Source organism: Saccharomonospora sp. CUA-673, from assembly GCF_001942305.1.
Classification (GTDB): domain Bacteria; phylum Actinomycetota; class Actinomycetes; order Mycobacteriales; family Pseudonocardiaceae; genus Prauserella.
Map to the genome: position 1 here is coordinate 60,536 of NZ_MKKE01000017.1, position 18,069 is coordinate 78,604.

The window sequence follows — 18,069 nt, forward strand, 5'->3', positions numbered from 1 at the left end:
CCGTGTTCGCCGTGGCTGGATTCACGGCGAACACGGTCATCCCCGCGGAGACCGTGCAGAGCTGGGCAGAAGACACCGCACAGAACACCCACCACGACGAAGGAGACACCATGGACGCCGCCGGGCACGAGGGCGGCCACACAGGCGAAACGGCCCCCCTCGGCCTGGGCATCGCGCAGGACGGTCACCAGCTCACCGCCGTGACCGCCCCCACCGACACCAGTACCGAGGGAAGCCTGTCGCTGACGATCACCGGCCCGGACGGGAGCCCGGTGACCGACTTCGAGCTGGAGCACGAAAAGGAACTGCATCTGATTACCGTTCGCGCCGACGGCCAGCACTTTCGCCATGTCCATCCCGAGATGAACGACAACGGCGCCTGGACGATCCCCTGGCAGTGGGAGGCGGCCGGGTCCTACCGGATCTTCGCGGACTTCGTTCCCGCGGACGCCGGTGAAGGCCTGACCTTGTCGACCTCGGTGCAGGTAGGTGGCGACTACGAGCCCGCACCGGCCACCGAGGAGGTCACCACGGCCACCGTCGATGGGTTCGACGTCAGCGTGGAGGGCGATCTCACTGCGGGCGAGGCCACGCAGCTGACCATGACCATCACCCGGGCCGGGGAACCAGTCACCGAGCTGGAACCCTACCTGGGCGCCTTCGGACACCTCGTCGCGCTGCGAGACGGGGACCTCGCCTATCTGCACGTCCACCCCCACGGGGACGAGCCGCAGGCCGGCCAGACGTCTGGTCCACAGATCGTGTTCGAGGCCACCGCACCCACCGAGGGCCGCTACCTGCTCTACCTGGACTTCCAGGTTGACGGCAAGGTCCACACCGCCCCGCTGGTGATCGATACGGCCACCGGCTCGGACGAGAGCGACGGCGGGCACTCCGATGGTGGGGGTCCCGGTCAGGAGCCGGGCACGGGTGGCGAGCAGCAGGAAGGAGAAGGCCATGACCACTGAGAAAACCAGCACCGGGGTCGCCGGCATCGAATTGCAGATCGGTGGCATGACATGCGCCTCCTGCGCGAACCGGATCGAGAAGAAGCTCAACAAGCTCGACGGTGTCACCGCGAGCGTGAACTACGCCACCGAGAAGGCCAGCGTCACCGGCCCCGACGACCTGGACCCGCAGGCCCTGATCGCAGAGGTCGAGAAAACCGGCTACACCGCCGCGCTTCCGGCACGTACCAAGGGCCACGCCGACAGTTCAGAGGATGAGGGCGACTCGGCCGAGGACAGGGAGCTGCGTTCCCTACGTCAGCGTCTCATCGGCGCCGCGGTCCTGGCGGTGCCAGTGATCGCGATGGCGATGATCCCAGCCTTGCAGTTCGACTACTGGGGCTTCGCCTCCCTCGTCCTGGCCGCCCCTGTCGTGGTCTGGGCCGGCTGGCCCTTCCACAGGGCCGCATGGATGAACCTCAAGCACGGTGCGGCCACGATGGACACGCTCATCTCGGTGGGCACGACCGCGGCGATGATCTGGTCGATCGTGGCCCTGTTCTTCGGCACCGCCGGCCAGCCCGGCGTCACCCACTCCTTCGAGCTGACCATCTCCCGCTCCGACGGGCTCGGGAACATCTACCTCGAAGTCGCCGCCGGGGTGATCACGTTCATCCTGATGGGTCGCTACTTCGAGAAGCGCTCCAAGCGTCGCGCTGGTGCCGCACTTCGCGCCCTGCTGGAACTGGGGGCAAAGGAAGTATCGGTGCTGCGCGATGGGAAGGAGGAGCGTGTCTCCATCGACGAGTTGACCGTGGGCGACGAGTTCGTCGTCCGACCTGGTGAGAAGATCGCCACCGACGGGACCATCACCTCCGGCAACTCCGCGATCGACGCCTCCATGCTCACCGGCGAATCCGTGCCGGTCGAGGTCTCAGAGGGCGACCCTGTCACGGGGGCGACCGTGAACGCCGGCGGCCGACTCGTGGTGAAGGCGACCCGGGTGGGCTCGGATACCCAGCTGGCACAGATGGCCAAGATGGTCGAGGACGCCCAGTCCGGCAAGGCTGAGATCCAGCGACTGGCCGACCGTGTCTCCGGGGTGTTCGTGCCGATCGCGATCGCCATCGCCGTCGCGGCCCTCGGGGCTTGGATCGGCGCCGGCTTTCCCCTGTCGGCCGGCTTCACCGCCGCCGTCGCGGTGCTGATCATCGCCTGCCCCTGCGCCCTCGGCCTAGCAACCCCGACCGCCCTGCTGGTCGGCACCGGGCGCGGCGCACAGATGGGTGTGCTCATCAAAGGCCCCGAAACCCTCGAATCCACCCGCAAGGTCGACACGATCGTCCTGGACAAGACCGGCACCGTCACAACAGGGAAGATGACCCTGACCGACGTGTTCGCCGCTGACGGGGTTGACCGTGACGAGCTGCTCAGACTGGCCGGCGGCCTGGAGGACTACTCCGAGCACCCCATCGCCCAAGCCATCGCCACCGGAGCGACCACCGAGGTCGGCGACCTACCGGCGCCGGAATCCTTCGAGAACATCGAAGGCAAGGGCGTCCAAGGCGTCATCGACGGCCACGCCGTCCTGGCCGGCCGGGAGTCGCTGCTGGCAGACTGGTCGATCCACCTCGGCGACGACCTCCGGGTCGCGAAACAGGCCGCCGAGGCCGAAGGCAAGACCGCGATCGCCATCGCCTGGGATGGCGCCGCACGCGGTGTGCTGGTCGTCTCCGACCAGATCAAGCCCACCAGCGCCCAAGCGATCGCCCAGTTCAAGGAACTCGGGCTGACCCCGGTGCTGCTGACCGGCGACAACCAGGCCGTGGCCGAGCAGGTCGCCGCCGAGGTCGGCATCGATCAGGTCATCGCCGAAGTCATGCCCAAGGACAAGGTCGACGTGGTCGCAAGGCTCCAGGACGAGGGCAACGTCGTGGCCATGGTCGGCGACGGTGTCAACGACGCCCCCGCCCTCGCCCAGGCCGATCTCGGTCTGGCGATGGGCACCGGCACCGATGTGGCGATCGAGGCCGCCGACATCACCCTGGTCCGTGGCGACCTGCGCGCCGCCGCGGATGCGATCCGGCTGGCCCGGCGCACGCTACGGACGATCAAGACGAACCTGTTCTGGGCCTTCGCCTACAACACCGCCGCGATCCCACTGGCCGCCTTCGGGCTGCTCAACCCGATGCTCGCGGGGGCAGCGATGGCCCTCTCTTCGGTGTTCGTCGTGTCGAACAGCCTGAGGCTGCGGACCTTCAAGGCCCGCGCCGACGATGTCAGCGACCCGGCCCCTGCTGGCCCGGCACCGGCCCGCGAGCCGGTGGCCGCCTGACCCATCCATCTGTCATCACCCAATGAGAAAGGACACACCTGATGACTGCACATGAGAACCTCAACCTCGCTGACACCTCGGGCTCCGCGGGAGGAAGCTGCTGCGGCCACGCGCCCAGCACCGACTCCGACGCGCAGGTCCCTGCCGCAGACATGGCCGAGTGCCCGGTCATGGTCGGCACCCCCGTCGTGAAGACCGAGGCCGAAGCCGCCGGCCTCTTCCGCGACTACAAGGGTGAGCGGTACTGGCTGTGCTGCGGTTCCTGCGGGCCGCTCTTCGACGCCGACCCCGACCGGTACGTGGACGCCGCCTAACACCCCACGAGCGAGGAACCCGGCTCGTGCGGTGCGCCACCGAAGACGAGCCGGGTTCCCCCTCACTCGCCATATACCCGTACCGGGGTAACAGATAGGAGCACCACGATGCGCCCCGACCACCACCGCACGCAGACACCGTCAGCGGCACACGAGAAACACCCAGGCCATCCCAGGACGCACTCGGGTCATCCCGATCACAGGGACGAGCACGCCGGCAGCGAGGGCCACACCGAACACCATCACGAGCATGCCGATCATGGCAGTGCAGACCATGACCCTGCACACCGTGACGAGCACGCCGGCCACCATGGCGATCACGGTCAGGCCGGCCAGCACCACTCCGGGCACGAGGACCACGGCGGTCACGCAGGCCACGGGGATCACGTCGGGCAGTTCAGGCGACTGTTCTGGATCATGCTCGTCCTGGCGGTACCGGTGGTGGGCTTCAACGAGATGTTCGCCGACCTCCTGGGCTACCAGCTCCCCGACGTCGGATGGGTGTGGTGGGTCTCCCCAGTCCTGGGCACCGTGATGTATCTCTGGGGCGGCCGGCCGTTCCTGACCGGCGCGCTTTCCGAGATCCGCGCCCGCCAACCCGGCATGATGCTTCTCATCGGTCTGGCGATCACCGTGGCGTTCATCGCCTCCTGGGGCGCGAGCCTGGGCTTGCTGGATCATGAGCTGAACTTCTGGTGGGAACTGGCGCTGCTGGTCGTCATCATGCTGCTGGGCCACTGGATCGAGATGCGCTCCCTGGCACAGACCACCTCCGCGCTCGATTCCTTGGCGGCCCTGCTGCCCGATGAGGCCGAGAAGGTCGACGGCGACGACGTGGTCAAAGTCGCTCCGGCCGACCTCGCGGTCGGTGACATCGTCATCGTGCGCCCCGGCGCCTCGGTGCCCGCCGACGGCAGGATCACCGACGGCTCGGCCAGCATGGACGAATCCATGGTCACCGGCGAATCCAGGTCCGTCCGACGCGAGACCGGTGAGCAGGTGGTCGCCGGCACGGTGGCCACCGATTCAGGCTTGCGGGTCGAGGTCACCGCCATCGGCGAGGACACCGCCCTGGCAGGTATCCAGAAACTGGTGGCCGACGCGCAAGCATCGTCCTCGCGCGCTCAGCGCATCGCCGACACGGCGGCGGCCTGGTTGTTCTGGTTCGCACTCGGTGCGGCCGCGATCACCGCCGTGATCTGGAGTGTTCTGGGGATGCCGGATGCGGCGGTGGTGCGCACGATCACCGTGCTGGTGATCGCCTGCCCGCACGCGCTGGGACTGGCGATCCCGCTGGTGGTCTCGATCGCCACCGAACGCGCCGCCCGCGGTGGAGTGCTGGTCAAGGACCGTCTCGCGCTGGAGTCGATGCGAACAGTGGACACCGTCCTGTTCGACAAGACCGGCACCCTGACCAAGGGCGAGCCCACCGTCACCGGGATCGAACCGATCGAGGGACACACCGAAGACGAGGTGCTGGCTCTGGCCGCAGCGGCCGAGACCGACAGCGAGCACCCGCTCGCCAGGGCCGTGGTCGGGGCGGCGCGCGCCCGTGAGCTGGACGTGTCCAAGGCGACCGACTTCTCCTCCTCGCCGGCAGTTGGAGTGAAGGCGACAGTGGGCGGCACGGTGGTCGAGGTCGGCGGCCCCTACCTCCTCAACGAGCATGGCCTCGACGAACTCTCCGTCGCCGATCAGTGGCGCACCGAGGGTGCGATCATCCTCCACATCCTCGCCGACGGTCAGGTGATCGGTGCCCTGCGGTTGGCCGATGAGATCCGGTCGGAGTCCCGTGACGCCGTCGACGCGCTGCACGCCGCCGGTGCGCAGGTCGTCATGATCACCGGCGATGCTCAGGCGGTGGCCGACACCGTCGCGAACGAACTTGGCATCGACCGAGTCTTCGCCGGGGTCCGGCCCGAGGACAAGGCCGCCAAGGTCGCCGAACTCCAGCACGAGGGCCGCAAGGTGGCCATGGTCGGCGATGGAGTCAACGACGCTCCGGCCCTGGCCCAGGCCGATGTCGGCATCGCCATCGCGCCGGCACCGACGTGGCCATCGGCTCCGCCGGAGTCATCCTGGCCAGCTCGGACCCGCGCTCGGTGCTCTCGGTCATCGACCTCTCCCGGGCCTCATACCGGAAGATGAAGCAGAACCTCTGGTGGGCTGCCGGCTACAACCTCATCTCCGTCCCGCTGGCAGCCGGCGTCCTCGCACCGATCGGATTCGTTCTGCCGATGAGCGTTGGCGCGATCCTGATGTCCGCCTCGACCGTGGTGGTCGCGCTCAACGCCCAGTTGCTGCGCCGCCTTGACCTGACGCCTGAGGCCAGCACGGCCAAGACCCTTGACCGCGCGGCATCCAGATAAGCACTGTCAGCTCCCGGAGCGGACACCATACAAACAGGAGAAATACGATGGAAACCATCACCACGCCAACGGCCGAAGCCAGCCACGGCTATATCAATGACAAGGACCGCTACCTGGCTCGTCTCAAGCGCATCGAGGGCCAGGCACGCGGCATCCACCGAATGATCGATGAGGACACCTACTGCATCGACATTCTCACCCAGATCAGCGCCCTGACTTCCGCCCTGGAGAACGTCGCCCTCGGCTTGCTCGACGACCATCTCAAGCACTGCGTCGTGGACGCCGCCAAGGCTGGCGGGCCACAGGCCGAGGAGAAGATCAAGGAAGCCTCCGACGCCATCGCTCGACTAGTCAAGTCGTAAGGGACCACGGTCGCATGCGCTCTTCAAACATCATCGTCAGAGCATTGTCACTTGCCACGGAAATGGTGACCTTCCGCGCCTCAACTTCTGGCGACGCGAGCTGGCGGGCCTCCAGCACCACGGGACGCACTCAGTGGGTGTTGGAAGTCACCATTCGCGCCGTGAAAGCCTGCTGCTGAGGCCAGCCTCGGCGCCCGCCCGTGAGGCATCCCGGCATCCCATACGTGTTCCGCGTCAGGGGAACCGGAAGCGCTGGCCGTCAGGACGAGTCGCAGCTCCGGTGAGTCGAGATGGCGGCCCTCGATACGTTCGATCTCGACCGGCCGGTCGTCGCACGAACGCGAGCAATACACCGGCCCATCGTGCCCGTGGCCTATGACTGCGTGAAACTGATCTTCGTCCGCGCCGGATCAGCAATATTGCTTAGCGAGTTTGGCGGCTCTTCCCAGATGAGGGTGTAGGTCGGCCGGGAGCGTCGGTCCGCAGATAGACGTCGAGGTCTCCCGACGACGGAGGTTCCTACGCCATCCATCCGAAAGACCTCGACGTGACCGACGCTACCCCGCCGGCCGGCTTCGGCCGCCCTGACCTGACCGCCTTCGCGTCTCATCCCAGTCGACCCTGATCGAGTCTGCTGCCCCCCTCGACGAGAACGCAGCGACATCACAGCCACCCAACCCCGACCGTCCGGGAAGCCGGGACACGTCACATGGCCTGTGCTGCGGGCGTGTCGAGTGGGTCGTCCAGGGGCGACGCAGGAGCGTCGACGCGACGTGCTGAGAGGTGGTTCCAGTCGAGCGCTAGGACACCGGCTACAGGCATGGCGATAGGTCAGGAACGGCGTCGCTCCCTGCGCAGGAGGGAGCGCAGAGTCTCGGCGTTCGCGTAGCCGACCCGTAGCGCGATCTCGGCGGAGGTGAGGTCCGTGGTTGCTGAGAGGTGCCGAGCTCGTTCGATGCGAAGCCGTTGGACGAAGCCGAGCGGAGTGAGGTTGAGCGCCGCACGGACTCGTCGTTCGAGGGTGCGCCGGCTGGTGCCGAGCGACTGCGCGACGACGGCGACTTTGAACGGTTCGTCCAGGCGGGCGCGCACGAAGCGTTCGAACTCGACGACGATCGGGTCCTCGTGCCAGAGATGTTCGTAGGCGACGAAGGCCGCCTGCGACGGACGCTCGTCGATGATGAGGAGCTTGGCGACATGTTGGGCCAGGTCGGGGCTGATCGATCGCACGAGTGAGAGCGCGAGGTCGATGTGGGCGAACGCGGCGCCGGCGGTGACGAGGTTCCCGTCGACCACGACCATGGTGTCGAGATCGAGGGCGACGGTCGGATAGCGCTTCAGGAACTCCGGCCCCAGGAACCAGCTGGTCGTCGCCCGCCGATGATGCATCCGTCCGGTCTCGGCGACAGCGAACACGCCGGTGCACGCCGCGGCGATCCGGGTGGTCGCCTCGTCGAGGCGCCCGAGCGAGGCGATGACCGAACGAGCATCTCGGCTCTGGAGGGCGTCGTTGGTAGCGGCGGCCGTAAGGGTTCCAAGCGCAGGGACGACGACCACGTCGAACTCTGCGGACTCCGACAGCGGGTGGTCCACCGACAGGGTCATCGATGCCGTCGTGGTCACTCGCCGTTTCGGTCCGAGGATGGCGAGTTCGATCGGGTCGATCCGCGGGTCGACATCGCCGCGGGCTCCGTCGGCCACCCGCACGATGTCGATGACCGACGCGACCGCCGAACCGAAGCAGCCGTCGATCGCGATCAGTCCGATACGCATGACGTAAACAATAGCAATACTGCCGTATACGCCACTACCCACCGGCCCTCGCTCGTCATACGCTGAACTCGTCCCACGAAGAACCACGACTTCAAGGAAAGTCCCTCATGTCAACACCCGCATCACTTCCGTATGCCTTCGTCGCCAAGATCGTCGCGGCCGATGGACAGCACGACGCGCTCGCCGATCTGCTCGCCGGCGCTGTCGCACTCGCCAACGAAGAAGTAGGAACGATTGTCTGGTTCGCGGTCAGGACCCACGCCGACACCTTCTGGATCTTCGATGCATTCCACGACGAGGCCGCTCGCGACGCCCACGCCAACGGCGCCATCGTCGCAGCCCTGATGGCCAACCAGCACCTCCTCAGCGCAGCACCCGAGATCCTGGCGGCCGACGTCCTCGCGTCCAAGCTCCCGTAGTCCGCCAACGCACGAGACGATCGCGCCCCGCCGAGCCGTCGCCAGGTCGCGACGCAACGCCACGCTGCGTTGCCGAGCGGTGCGAGGCCTATCGGCACACGGACAGGATGCCGGGCCGCGAGCGCTCAGCCGGCGAGGGGTCCGTCGCAGAGGAGAGCGACGTCGGTGTCGGGCAGAGCCGTGAGGCCAGCGCATCGCGCGACCACCAGAACCGAACCGCCTGTCGGAATCGAACCGACGACCTAATCACGTCGGCTTTGCGTCTATCGCTTGATGCGCCCACTGGGCGAACGAGCCGCTGACCTGCGCAAACGCCGAGCGTGGGGGACGCCGCCATCCGGTGGTGACCGACGACGACCGACCAGTACCGACCGTTTCACCGGAGCTTGCGGCGGCGTCGAAGCCGAGCAAGCTCCATTCTTTTAGCTCACCGCGCCCTCCTCCTCGGCGGTCCCGTCGTCGGCGAAGACGTCTCAGGGGTCTTCCCAGATGAGGGTGTAGGTCGGCCGGGCGCGTCGCTCCGCAGATAGACGTCGAGGTCTCCCGACGACGGAGGTTCCTACGCCATCCATCCGAAAGACCTCGACGTGACCGACGCTACCCCGCCGGCCGGCTTCGGCCGCCCTGACCTGACCGCCTTCGCTCGACTCGACGGCCTCGGTCTGAGCGTGACCGGACAACAACTTGAGCCGGATCGTGCGGTCCTCGCGTGCCGCGTGGTGGAACCAGATCAGTGGTGCCGACGGTGCGGCAGCGAAGGCGCTGCTCGTGACACCGTGATCCGGCGGTTGGCCCACGAGCCGCTGGGCTGGCGACCGACCGTGCTGGAAGTTGTAGTGCGCCGCTACCGCTGTGCCGACTGCGGACACGTGTGGCGCCAAGACACCAGCGCCGCGGCGGAGCCACGCGCGAAGCTCTCGCGCACCGGGCTGCGGTGGGCGCTGGAAGGGATCGTGGTCGCACACCTCACCGTCGCACGTGTCGCCGAGGGACTCGGGGTCGCGTGGGACACCGCCAACAACGCGGTCCTGGCCGAAGGCAAGCGACTGCTGATCAACGACCCCACGCGGTTCGAGGGCGTGAAGGTCATTGGCGTCGATGAGCACGTCTGGCGCCACACCAGGCGTGGCGACAAGTACGTCACCGTGATCATCGACCTCACCCCGGTTCGCGATGGCGCCGGCCCAGCAAGGCTGCTGGACATGGTCGAGGGCCGGTCGAAGGCGGCGTTCAAGACCTGGCTCGCCGACCGCGACGACGCCTTCCGTGACGCGGTCGAGGTGGTCGCGATGGACGGCTTCACCGGGTTCAAGACCGCCGCTGCAGAGGAGATCCCGGACGCGGTCACGGTGATGGATCCCTTCCACGTCGTGCGCCTGGCCGGTGACGCCCTCGACAGGTGCCGGCGCCGGGTCCAACTCGCGATCCACGGGCACCGTGGGTTCAGGGACGACCCGCTCTACAAGTCGCGGCGCACGCTGCACACCGGCGCGGACCTGCTCACCGACAAGCAGAGCGACAGGCTACGCGCGCTGTTCGTTGATGACGCTCACGTCGAGGTCGAGGCGACCTGGGGTGTCTACCAGCGCATGATCGCCGCCTATCGCCACGAGGACCGGCAACGTGGCCGCGAGCTCATGGAGAAGCTGATCACCGACCTCAGCGCCGGCGTCCCCAAGGTGCTCACCGAGCTCACCACCCTGGGCCGGACCCTGAAGAAGCGAGCCGCTGACGTGCTCGCCTACTTCGAACGACCCGGCACCAGCAACGGGCCGACCGAGGCGCTCAACGGACGGCTCGAACACCTGCGCGGCTCCGCACTCGGGTTCCGCAACCTGACCAACTACATCGCCCGAAGCCTGCTCGAGACCGGCGGCTTCAGACCCCAACTCCTACACCCCCGATTGGGATGAGCCCCCAACCCACGCTATCGCGTGGCTATTGGATGTCGCCGGGTTGTCCACTCACGACATCGACGTCGTGGCCTACAACTTCGTCCCCACTCGGTACTTGCCTGCGGCTGTCGCCTCGGCGCGCTACGCGGTGCGTCGTGGCACCGCCGCGCGTGCTCTACCGCGTGCGCGCTCGTTCGTGAAGGTCGCCTACCGCACTCGCGACCGCCTGGGGCAGCTTCGAGCTCGGTTTCCGCGCGCGCGTGTGGTCGCGGTGCCGCATCACCGGGCACATGGGTTGTATGCCTTCGCCGCCTCGGGCCGCTCCCGGGCAGCCGTGCTGGTGGCCGACAGTCTGGGCGAAACCGCCACCACCAGCATTGCCCTGGCGGATTCCTCCAGCGAGCGGGTGCACTATCAACAACTCGCAGCGCTGTCCGATCCCGCCTCGCTTGGCTATGTCTACGGTGCGGTGACCGAGCATCTCGGCTGGCGGCGCGGCGACGAGGAAGGAACGGTGATGGCCCTGGCCGCGCTCGGCGACCCGGCTCGATTCCGGAACCTGTTCTCCGACGCGGTGCGGCTCACCGAGACGGGCTTCACCGTAGACCCGACGTTGTTTCACCTGCGCGTGTTGTCCGGGAGAGCACCTCGGATCACGCGCGCGTTCGTCGAGCGCGGATGCCACGCCCGCCGACCCGACGAACCGGTCGAGGCGGTGCACCGTGATCTCGCCGCGGCCCTGCAGGAACGCACCGAGCAGGTCATGCTCCACCTCGCCTCGCAGGCGGCCCGCCAAACTGGTCAGAGCACGCTCTGTGTGGGCGGCGGGGTCGCAATGAACTGCGTCAGCATCGGCCGCATCGCCGAGAGCGACCTGGTCGACGAGGTGATGGTTCCCCCGGCACCTGGAGACTCGGGCACTGCCATCGGCGCCGCGATCGACCAATGGGTGCGGGCGCGGGGGACGCTGCCGGTCGGCGTGGCGGGCGCTGCTACCTCGGGCCGAGCTTCCCTGACCCCACTATTGCGGCTGCGAGCGGGCTGCGCGTGCGTGCCGTGGACAACCCGGCCCGCAAGCTGGCTCGAGAACTCGCCGACGGGAAGATCGTGGGTCTGTTCACCGGCAGGCTCGAGGCGGGTCCACGGGCGCTGGGGCACCGATCCATCCTCGCCTCCCCGCTTGACCCTGGTGTGGTCGATCGGCTCAACGCGACGGTGAAGTATCGCGAGCCATTCCGACCCTTCGCGCCGGTCGTACTCGCCGACAAGGCCGCGGACTACTTCTCTCTGCGACAGTCGTCCCCGTTCATGTCGATGGCGGCCCCCGTGACCGATCTGGCCCGGCAGCTCGTCCCGAGCATCGTGCACACCAATGGCACCGCTCGCGTACAGACCGTGGACGCCGAGCAGAATCCGCTGTTGGCCGAGGTACTGACCGAGTTCGCGGCTATCACGGGGGTTCCCGTGCTGATCAACACATCTCTCAACATCAAGGGCAAGCCCATCTGTGGCACCCCGGAGATGGCGTTGGAATGCCTGACCGAGTCCGGCATCGACGCACTCCTGCTCGACGGTCGGTGGGTGACGCGATGACGAGCACCACCACCGCGTCCGGGCTGCGCATCGGATACAGCTTCTGGGGCTTCCTCGGATCCGGCGTCACCGACACCCCGGACGGCGGGCGCAGCCACCGCCGCACCTTGATGGACGGGCTGATCGCCGCCGGGCATCAGGTCGTGTTCCTCCAAGCCAACCGCGACCTCACCGAAGCGGGCACCGACCTACGCGAGACCTACACGTGGGCCGACGGACTGCCCGACATCGACGTGCTCGTCCTCGAATGGCGTTGGCCCATCCCCGGCCGCAACACGACACCCTGCGGCCAACCGGGCCACACATGTGACCTGCATCGTCAGCGGGAACTGCTGGATCACTACGCCGAACAGGGCTTGCCGACGATCCTCTGGGACAAAGACCAACGGCTCCCCGCCGACGATCACCTGCGCCGGCACCCGAGCATCACCGTGGCCGAACCGGCTCTACACCCCAGCCCTGGTGCCCACAGTCTGTTGTTCCCGATCGCTGACGAGGTCCTCGACTCCTTCGACCCCCGTGCGGTCACCGCCGCGCCCGGCAGTGGCCGTTGGTGTACGTCGGCAACCAATACGATCGCGACGCCGCGTTCGACACCTATTTCGCCCCGGCCGCCGCGCGGCATGCCCACCGCGTCGCCGGGAAGTGGACCGATACCGACCGGTGGCCGCACGTGCGGTTCGCCGGCAGAGTTCCGTTCAGCGTTGTCGAGGACCTTTACCGTGACGCGGTCTCGACCGTGCTGCTGCCCGAACGGTATGCGCGTCGCGGGCATATGACACAGCGGATCTTCGAGGCGGTCCTGGCCGGATGCCTACCTCTGACTCCCGGCACGATCCGGTCCGCCGCGCGGTTCGTCCCGACCAGTCTTCACGTCACCTCGGGCAGTGACACGGCCGACCGCGTGTCGCGACTGATGGATATGCCTGAGCGGCATCGGGCGGAGCTACTGACGGCGTGCGCCGCACGGCTGGAGCTGTTTCGCTTCAGTACCCAGCTCGATCACCTCGACGCGCTCTTGCCTGCTGCCCGAACCGAGCTGACAAGCCTGGCACCGTGAACACTCGTCAACACCGCCCACTCGGACCCGATTCCGGAGGGAACCCCGTGCAGAAGATCGCCATCTGTGGCTGTGGCGGATCAGGAAAATCGGCCCTCGCCCGCCAACTCAGCACCCGTCTTGATCTCCCCGTGACCCACCTCGACATGGTCTATTACGACCAGGACTGGAACCCGCTGAGTCAGGAGGAGTTCGCAGCCGTCCAACGACAGCTGGTCGCGGGCGAGGAGTGGATTCTCGACGGCAACTACGCCTCGACCATGCCCATCCGGCTCGCCGCAGCCGACGTCGTGATCTTCCTTGACATCCACCCATTGGTGTGTCTGTGGGGCATCCTGAGGCGCCGCAGGCAGCACCGCGGCTCGGATGAGCTGTCGCGCCACCTGCGCGGGAACCTGAACTGGGGCTTCGTCAAGTACATCCTCGGCTACCGCAAGACCATGCGCCCGAAGGTGCGGGCGCTGCTCGACGAGCACGCTGCGGGCACCGTCGTCACCCTCACCAGCCGCCGCGCCGCGCGCCGCTACCTCGCCAGCCTCTCCACAGGCCCACGCCGATCATGACTGAATCCACCAACCCGTTCCTCGACGAACGCCGCCGTGACGCACTCTACGGGGGCGCGAGCCGACTCACGCAACGCACCGCAGCGCTGCATGACGCGAAGATCGAGGGTGAACCGGTTGCGAGCGTCATGGCGGGTTTCGGACAAGTTGGCCCCGATCATCTGCTCGACGTCGGATGCGGACGAGGTGGGACGACAGCACACCTCACGCGGCGATGGTGGCCGCGCGAGGTCACCGCGCTGGACGCGTCACCAGCGTTGTTGGCGGAAGCCCGCCGCCGCGTCTGCGACAACGTTCCCGACGGCGCGGCGCGCGTCGGTTTCGTCGCGGCCGACTTCCACGACATTCCACTGCCCGACGACGACTGCGACGTCGTCGTCGCCGCATTCTGCCTCTACCACTCGCCAGCACCGGAAACCGTGCTCGCGTAGTTTCGCCGCTGTCTGCGCCCGGGCGGCCGGGCCATCCTCGTCACCAAATCCGCCGACAGCTACGCGACGCTCGACGAGCTTGCCGCCGCGTCCGGGCTCGCCCCCGACGCCCACAGCCGGTCGTCGCTGTATGACAGCTTCCACAGCGGCAACGCGGAGTCCGTGGTCTCGGAGGAACTTCGAGTCCAGGCCGTGCGTCACGACCGCCATCGGTTCCGATTCGCTGACGCCGACCATCTCGCCGCGTACCTCGCGACGAACCCCAGATACTCCCACTATGACCCGGAAACCTTGGCAAAACGGTTCGCTTCCGTCCTGAAGGGACACGGAGTAACGACCGAGTCCACCGTGACCTACGTCGTGGCGAGCGCGACATGACACCACGCACCTTCCGCAAGACGTTCCGCGACGCCGCCAGCGCCCGTGCGGCCATCGAACACCACCGATGGCTCGTCGGGCTCGACGCAGACGTGGATCTGCCCGTGGTGGTTCAGAACATCGGCACCGCGGTCGAATTCGAGTTCGTTGCCGGACCCACCGCGACACCGCGAGACGCGGTCGTCGTGGCCGAGGCGCTCGGGCGAGTACACCGAGCCGCGTGGGACGCCGGGCTGGACCGCGTCGACGTGAACCAGCCGTACCTCCTACCAAGCGGGCACACGATCTCCGGATTCGCCCCACCACGCCGAGCCCGCCTGCGTACGGCGCTCGCGTCCGTGTCGAGCCCACTGTCCAGCGATATCGTCGACCGTTGGCTCGCCGCGGACCTACCCGCCGCCCTGTACAAGGACGCCAACCCACGCAACGTGATCATCTCGCCCACGCGCGGTCCCGTCCTGGTCGACTTCGACACCCTCACACTCGCCCCCGTCGGATACGACCTCGCGAAATTCATCGTCACCCTCGCCATGACCTTCGGTGACCTCCCTCGCGAGCTAGTGCTCAACACACTCGAGACCTACCGCACGGCGATGGGAATCAGCGCGGCCGAATGCCCGCTGGAATACGTCCAAGTGTGGGCCGAACTCCACCACCTACTCACCGCCCCCTGGATCGGCCGCCACTACACCCACAGCTGGAAACACACCCGCCCCTGGTCCGCTAGTGACGTCCTCGTGGCCTCCCGCAGCCACTGCCATCAAGGAGTCGATAAGCGCATGCCCGTCACCACCGAACTCATCCTCGCGCGCCACGGCGAGGCCCACTGCAACGTCGCCGGCATCGTCGGTGGCGAAGCGACCTGCACAGGCCTCACCGACCAGGGCCACGCTCAAGTCCGCCGGCTCGCCACACGCCTTAAACAGGAACACGCCACCGCTCCGATCACCGCCCTCTACACGAGTCCACGACGACGCACCGTTGAAACCGCCGCGCACCTCGCGGACCAGCTGAACCTGGAAACTCGCGTCGAACCCGCCTTGCGCGGCCACGATCACGGCGAGGCCGACGGACAGCCGTGGACGGCGATCAAGCGACGCTTCGGCGGCAGGCCCCAGCGGTACCCGGACCGGCCCATCGCCGCCGGGGCCGAAACCTGGAACGAGTTCATCTCGCGCTGCCGTGCCGCGCTCCGCGGAATCCTCGACGAGCACGAGGGCGAACGTGTCCTCATCGCGGCTCATGGCGAAACCATCGAAGCCAGCTTCGCGTTGTTCCTCCCACTGCCGCTCGACGACACCGAGCTGGCAGGACAGATCACCGGTCATTCGTGCCTGACGCGGTGGCAGCGTCACCGCAACACGTTCGGGCACGACGTCTGGATGCTGGCGGGCCACAACGACACCAACCACGTTCGCTCACCGATGGAGGTGACCACGTGAGCCACGAATCCGACGCACTTGCGCACCTCCGCGACCTCGCGGAGTCCGCGCTCCACACGCCCGTAGAGATCGCTACCGGTCAGCTCGGTCATGCCACCGGCACCGTGGTGAAAATGCGAGGCGACAACACTGATCTCATCGCCAAGCTGCACCGGTCACCGTCCTTGCATGAGCGGGAGGTGCACGCGTACCGCGCCTGGACACCGCACCTCGGTTCGACTGTCCCGGAACTCATCGCCGTCGCACCCGAGCTGCACGGGATCGTCATCACCGCACTCCCAGGAACGCCGCTGGACACCCAATCGTTAGGCCCCGACGACGAACGCGACGCGCATCGCGATGCTGGCCGCGTCCTCGCACGACTGCATGCCCTTCCCGCTCAAGCCGCCGCCAGCGACATCACCGACTACTTGGCCGACCGTGGCGAACACTGGCTCGCTCGGCTCGGCCATCACATCACCCAGCACGACGCCCACCTCGTACGCGAACACCTTCGTCTTCTCCGATCAACCACGCATGCCCGCGTCGCGCCTTGCCATCTGGACTTCCAACCACGAAACCTGTTGTGGCACACCGACCGACGCACCCGCGTCATCGATTTCGAGAACAGCCGCGAAGACCTCGCCGCTCGAGACCTGGCACGCCTCGCGACACGAATATGGCCCCAGCGGCCAGACCTGCGCGAGGCGTTCCTCGACGGCTATGGCCCGCTGGACACCAGCGACACCGCCGTGCTGCACCACGTCACGGCCCTCGAAGCCGTCACGAGCATGGCGCACGGACTCCAGCACGGAGACGACTACCTCGTCGATCTCGGCCGCCGACTCCTCGCCAACCTCGGCCACTGAGCATTGACGGGAGCGCACCTCATGGAAACCGTGACTGTCCTCGGCGCCGGCTACGTCGGACTAACCACCGCAGCATGCCTGGCCCACCTCGGCCACCGCGTCCACGCCATCGACGCGGACGCCGCACGAGTTCACCGGCTCCAAGCTGGGGAGATCGACCTGCTCGAACCCGAGCTTTCCGAGATGGTCCGCGCACACCAGCAGACCGGTCACCTCAGTTTCTCCACTGACCCCGGGAGTTGGATCGGCGTTTCCGACGCCGTCTTCCTCTGCCTGCCAACGCCAGCCTGCGTCGATGGTTCCGCCGACCTCGCAGCCGTCCGGAGTTGGCTGCCACACCTGCGTCGACACCTCCCGCCCGGCCGGCGGATCATACTCAAATCCACCGTTCCACCAGGCACCCAACGGCAACTCGCCACCATTCTCGCGCGGCCCGACATCGCGATAATCAGTAATCCCGAATTCCTCCGCGAAGGACACGCGATTCACGACTGGCTCAACCCGGACCGCATCATCATCGGCGCCGACGAGCCCGAATCGACCCGCTACCTGTCCTCCCTCTACGCCAACCTCGACGCCCCAGTCGTCGAAACCGACCCGACAAGCGCCGAGCTCATCAAGTACGCGGCGAACACCTTCCTCGCACTCAAGATCACCTACGCCAACACCCTGGCCGAGCTCTGCGAACACATCGGCGCCAACATCACCGACGTCCGCACCGGCATCGGACACGACCCCCGCATCGGAAACGCCTACCTGGACGCAGGCCCCGGCTGGGGCGGCCCATGTCTCCCCAAAGACGTCCACGCGCTGATATCGACCGGCGCCCGCACCCCAGCGGAACTCGGACTCATCCACTCCATAATCGAAGCCAACGCCCATCACCAACGACGGGTCGTCACCCTCCTCGAACAACTCCTGCCGCGGCCGCTCGCCGGCGCGCGGGTCGCACTGCTCGGTCTCACCTTCAAAGCGGCGACCAACGACCTGCGCGACTCCCCAGCCCTGCACATCGGCCGGCGGCTGGCGGCATGTCGCGTCCACGTCACCGCCTACGACCCCGCGATCAATGCCTCCGCGACTCCGGAACTCGATCAGCTCACGCTCACGGCGACAGCCGCTGTCGCGATCGCGGACGCCGATGCGGTACTCGTACTGACCGAATGGCCCGAATTCGCCACGTTGCCATGGAACAACCTCGCCCACGACATGCGCGGCGATATCGTACTGGACACCCGCGGCTGACCTGATCCCCGGGTGGTGGTCCGGTTGTTGTGAGAGTCCGATGCCCGATGATGGGCGCAGGAGGACTCGACGACGATGAGTGAGCGACGCCGGCG

19 protein-coding genes and 1 pseudogene are annotated in these 18,069 nt (G+C 67.3%); 18 read left to right on the forward strand and 2 right to left on the reverse strand.

The window, feature by feature from the left end:
• Positions 1–110: 110 nt before the first annotated feature.
• The 3 genes from BJF85_RS09890 to BJF85_RS09900 are packed head-to-tail and all read left to right on the forward strand — an operon-like array spanning position 111 to position 3,596.
• A complete protein-coding gene (locus BJF85_RS09890) occupies positions 111–968 on the forward strand; it encodes a hypothetical protein (protein WP_222844501.1) in 858 nt (285 codons plus the stop codon).
• Positions 958–3,282: a cation-translocating P-type ATPase gene (locus BJF85_RS09895; protein WP_075846760.1), complete on the forward strand. Its 2,325-nt coding sequence runs from the start codon at positions 958–960 to the stop codon at positions 3,280–3,282. Before BJF85_RS09890 ends, BJF85_RS09895 begins: the two co-directional genes overlap by 11 nt.
• 41 nt (positions 3,283–3,323) lie before the next feature.
• A complete protein-coding gene (locus tag BJF85_RS09900) occupies positions 3,324–3,596 on the forward strand; it encodes a hypothetical protein (protein WP_075846762.1) in 273 nt (90 codons plus the stop codon).
• Between the two features lie 141 nt (positions 3,597–3,737).
• Here BJF85_RS09900 and BJF85_RS09905 read toward each other — a convergent pair whose 3' ends face one another.
• Complete coding sequence (locus BJF85_RS09905) at positions 3,738–3,956, reverse strand: hypothetical protein (protein WP_139320558.1); 219 nt, start codon at positions 3,954–3,956, stop codon at positions 3,738–3,740.
• A gap of 57 nt (positions 3,957–4,013) precedes the next feature.
• On the opposite strand from BJF85_RS09905, the gene BJF85_RS09910 reads away from it, so the two are divergent.
• The 3 genes from BJF85_RS09910 to BJF85_RS09915 are packed head-to-tail and all read left to right on the forward strand — an operon-like array spanning position 4,014 to position 6,327.
• A complete protein-coding gene (locus BJF85_RS09910; protein ID WP_255375522.1) occupies positions 4,014–5,744 on the forward strand; it encodes a heavy metal translocating P-type ATPase in 1,731 nt (576 codons plus the stop codon).
• Positions 5,741–5,965: a hypothetical protein gene (locus BJF85_RS29930; protein ID WP_255375523.1), complete on the forward strand. Its 225-nt coding sequence runs from the start codon at positions 5,741–5,743 to the stop codon at positions 5,963–5,965. Before BJF85_RS09910 ends, BJF85_RS29930 begins: the two co-directional genes overlap by 4 nt.
• A 47-nt stretch (positions 5,966–6,012) precedes the next feature.
• The gene (locus BJF85_RS09915) at positions 6,013–6,327 is read left to right on the forward strand and encodes a metal-sensitive transcriptional regulator (protein ID WP_022916728.1); all 315 of its coding nucleotides are present in this window, start codon (positions 6,013–6,015) and stop codon (positions 6,325–6,327) included.
• A gap of 831 nt (positions 6,328–7,158) precedes the next feature.
• Here BJF85_RS09915 and BJF85_RS09925 read toward each other — a convergent pair.
• Complete coding sequence (locus BJF85_RS09925) at positions 7,159–8,100, reverse strand: GlxA family transcriptional regulator (protein ID WP_075846766.1); 942 nt, start codon at positions 8,098–8,100, stop codon at positions 7,159–7,161.
• Between the two features lie 107 nt (positions 8,101–8,207).
• On the opposite strand from BJF85_RS09925, the gene BJF85_RS09930 reads away from it, so the two are divergent.
• The 12 genes and pseudogenes from BJF85_RS09930 to BJF85_RS09980 all read left to right on the forward strand — a co-directional run bounded on the left by BJF85_RS09930 (position 8,208) and on the right by BJF85_RS09980 (position 17,974).
• Complete coding sequence (locus BJF85_RS09930; RefSeq protein WP_075846768.1) at positions 8,208–8,519, forward strand: putative quinol monooxygenase; 312 nt, start codon at positions 8,208–8,210, stop codon at positions 8,517–8,519.
• Between the two features lie 587 nt (positions 8,520–9,106).
• The gene (locus BJF85_RS09935; RefSeq protein WP_075846770.1) at positions 9,107–10,432 is read left to right on the forward strand and encodes an ISL3-like element ISPfr2 family transposase; all 1,326 of its coding nucleotides are present in this window, start codon (positions 9,107–9,109) and stop codon (positions 10,430–10,432) included.
• A 16-nt stretch (positions 10,433–10,448) separates the two neighbouring features.
• Complete coding sequence (locus BJF85_RS09940; protein WP_255375528.1) at positions 10,449–11,633, forward strand: carbamoyltransferase N-terminal domain-containing protein; 1,185 nt, start codon at positions 10,449–10,451, stop codon at positions 11,631–11,633.
• Entirely contained in the window at positions 11,522–12,007 is a 486-nt protein-coding gene (locus BJF85_RS28850; protein WP_222844503.1) for a carbamoyltransferase C-terminal domain-containing protein, read from the forward strand. The genes BJF85_RS09940 and BJF85_RS28850 overlap by 112 nt, the downstream gene beginning before the upstream one ends.
• On the forward strand, positions 12,004–12,786 hold the full coding sequence (locus tag BJF85_RS09950; RefSeq protein ID WP_222844504.1) for a hypothetical protein: 783 nt from the start codon (positions 12,004–12,006) through the stop codon (positions 12,784–12,786). Before BJF85_RS28850 ends, BJF85_RS09950 begins: the two co-directional genes overlap by 4 nt.
• Positions 12,747–13,067, forward strand: a complete 321-nt coding sequence (locus tag BJF85_RS28855) for a hypothetical protein (protein ID WP_222844505.1) — start codon at positions 12,747–12,749, stop codon at positions 13,065–13,067. Before BJF85_RS09950 ends, BJF85_RS28855 begins: the two co-directional genes overlap by 40 nt.
• A 47-nt stretch (positions 13,068–13,114) precedes the next feature.
• On the forward strand, positions 13,115–13,630 hold the full coding sequence (locus tag BJF85_RS09955) for a topology modulation protein (protein WP_075846776.1): 516 nt from the start codon (positions 13,115–13,117) through the stop codon (positions 13,628–13,630).
• Positions 13,627–14,061 carry a class I SAM-dependent methyltransferase gene (locus BJF85_RS27230; protein ID WP_139320559.1) on the forward strand — a complete coding sequence of 145 codons (435 nt, stop codon included), beginning with the start codon at positions 13,627–13,629 and terminating at the stop codon, positions 14,059–14,061. The genes BJF85_RS09955 and BJF85_RS27230 overlap by 4 nt, the downstream gene beginning before the upstream one ends.
• 332 nt (positions 14,062–14,393) lie before the next feature.
• Positions 14,394–15,002 (forward strand): annotated as a pseudogene (locus BJF85_RS29935) (phosphotransferase); the annotation flags it as partial.
• Between the two features lie 216 nt (positions 15,003–15,218).
• Positions 15,219–15,881 (forward strand): histidine phosphatase family protein, encoded by a 663-nt coding sequence (locus BJF85_RS29940; RefSeq protein WP_075846798.1) that lies wholly within the window; start codon positions 15,219–15,221, stop codon positions 15,879–15,881.
• Positions 15,878–16,729, forward strand: a complete 852-nt coding sequence (locus BJF85_RS09975; protein ID WP_075846778.1) for a phosphotransferase enzyme family protein — start codon at positions 15,878–15,880, stop codon at positions 16,727–16,729. The genes BJF85_RS29940 and BJF85_RS09975 overlap by 4 nt, the downstream gene beginning before the upstream one ends.
• A 21-nt stretch (positions 16,730–16,750) precedes the next feature.
• A complete protein-coding gene (locus tag BJF85_RS09980) occupies positions 16,751–17,974 on the forward strand; it encodes a UDP-glucose/GDP-mannose dehydrogenase family protein (RefSeq protein WP_075846780.1) in 1,224 nt (407 codons plus the stop codon).
• Positions 17,975–18,069 lie beyond the last annotated feature (95 nt).

Excerpts from the sequence above, each read along its gene's own strand:
- BJF85_RS09890 (WP_222844501.1), top strand. The coding sequence starts at position 111 with ATGGACGCCGCCGGGCACGAGGGCGGCCACACAGGCGAAACGGCCCCC.
- BJF85_RS09895 (WP_075846760.1), top strand. The coding sequence starts at position 958 with ATGACCACTGAGAAAACCAGCACCGGGGTCGCCGGCATCGAATTGCAG.
- BJF85_RS09900 (WP_075846762.1), top strand. The coding sequence starts at position 3,324 with ATGACTGCACATGAGAACCTCAACCTCGCTGACACCTCGGGCTCCGCG.
- BJF85_RS09910 (WP_255375522.1), top strand. The coding sequence starts at position 4,014 with ATGCTCGTCCTGGCGGTACCGGTGGTGGGCTTCAACGAGATGTTCGCC.
- BJF85_RS29930 (WP_255375523.1), top strand. The coding sequence starts at position 5,741 with ATGAAGCAGAACCTCTGGTGGGCTGCCGGCTACAACCTCATCTCCGTC.
- BJF85_RS09915 (WP_022916728.1), top strand. The coding sequence starts at position 6,013 with ATGGAAACCATCACCACGCCAACGGCCGAAGCCAGCCACGGCTATATC.
- BJF85_RS09925 (WP_075846766.1), bottom strand. The coding sequence starts at position 8,100 with ATGCGTATCGGACTGATCGCGATCGACGGCTGCTTCGGTTCGGCGGTC.
- BJF85_RS09930 (WP_075846768.1), top strand. The coding sequence starts at position 8,208 with ATGTCAACACCCGCATCACTTCCGTATGCCTTCGTCGCCAAGATCGTC.
- BJF85_RS09950 (WP_222844504.1), top strand. The coding sequence starts at position 12,004 with ATGACGAGCACCACCACCGCGTCCGGGCTGCGCATCGGATACAGCTTC.
- BJF85_RS27230 (WP_139320559.1), top strand. The coding sequence starts at position 13,627 with ATGACTGAATCCACCAACCCGTTCCTCGACGAACGCCGCCGTGACGCA.
- BJF85_RS29940 (WP_075846798.1), top strand. The coding sequence starts at position 15,219 with ATGCCCGTCACCACCGAACTCATCCTCGCGCGCCACGGCGAGGCCCAC.
- BJF85_RS09980 (WP_075846780.1), top strand. The coding sequence starts at position 16,751 with ATGGAAACCGTGACTGTCCTCGGCGCCGGCTACGTCGGACTAACCACC.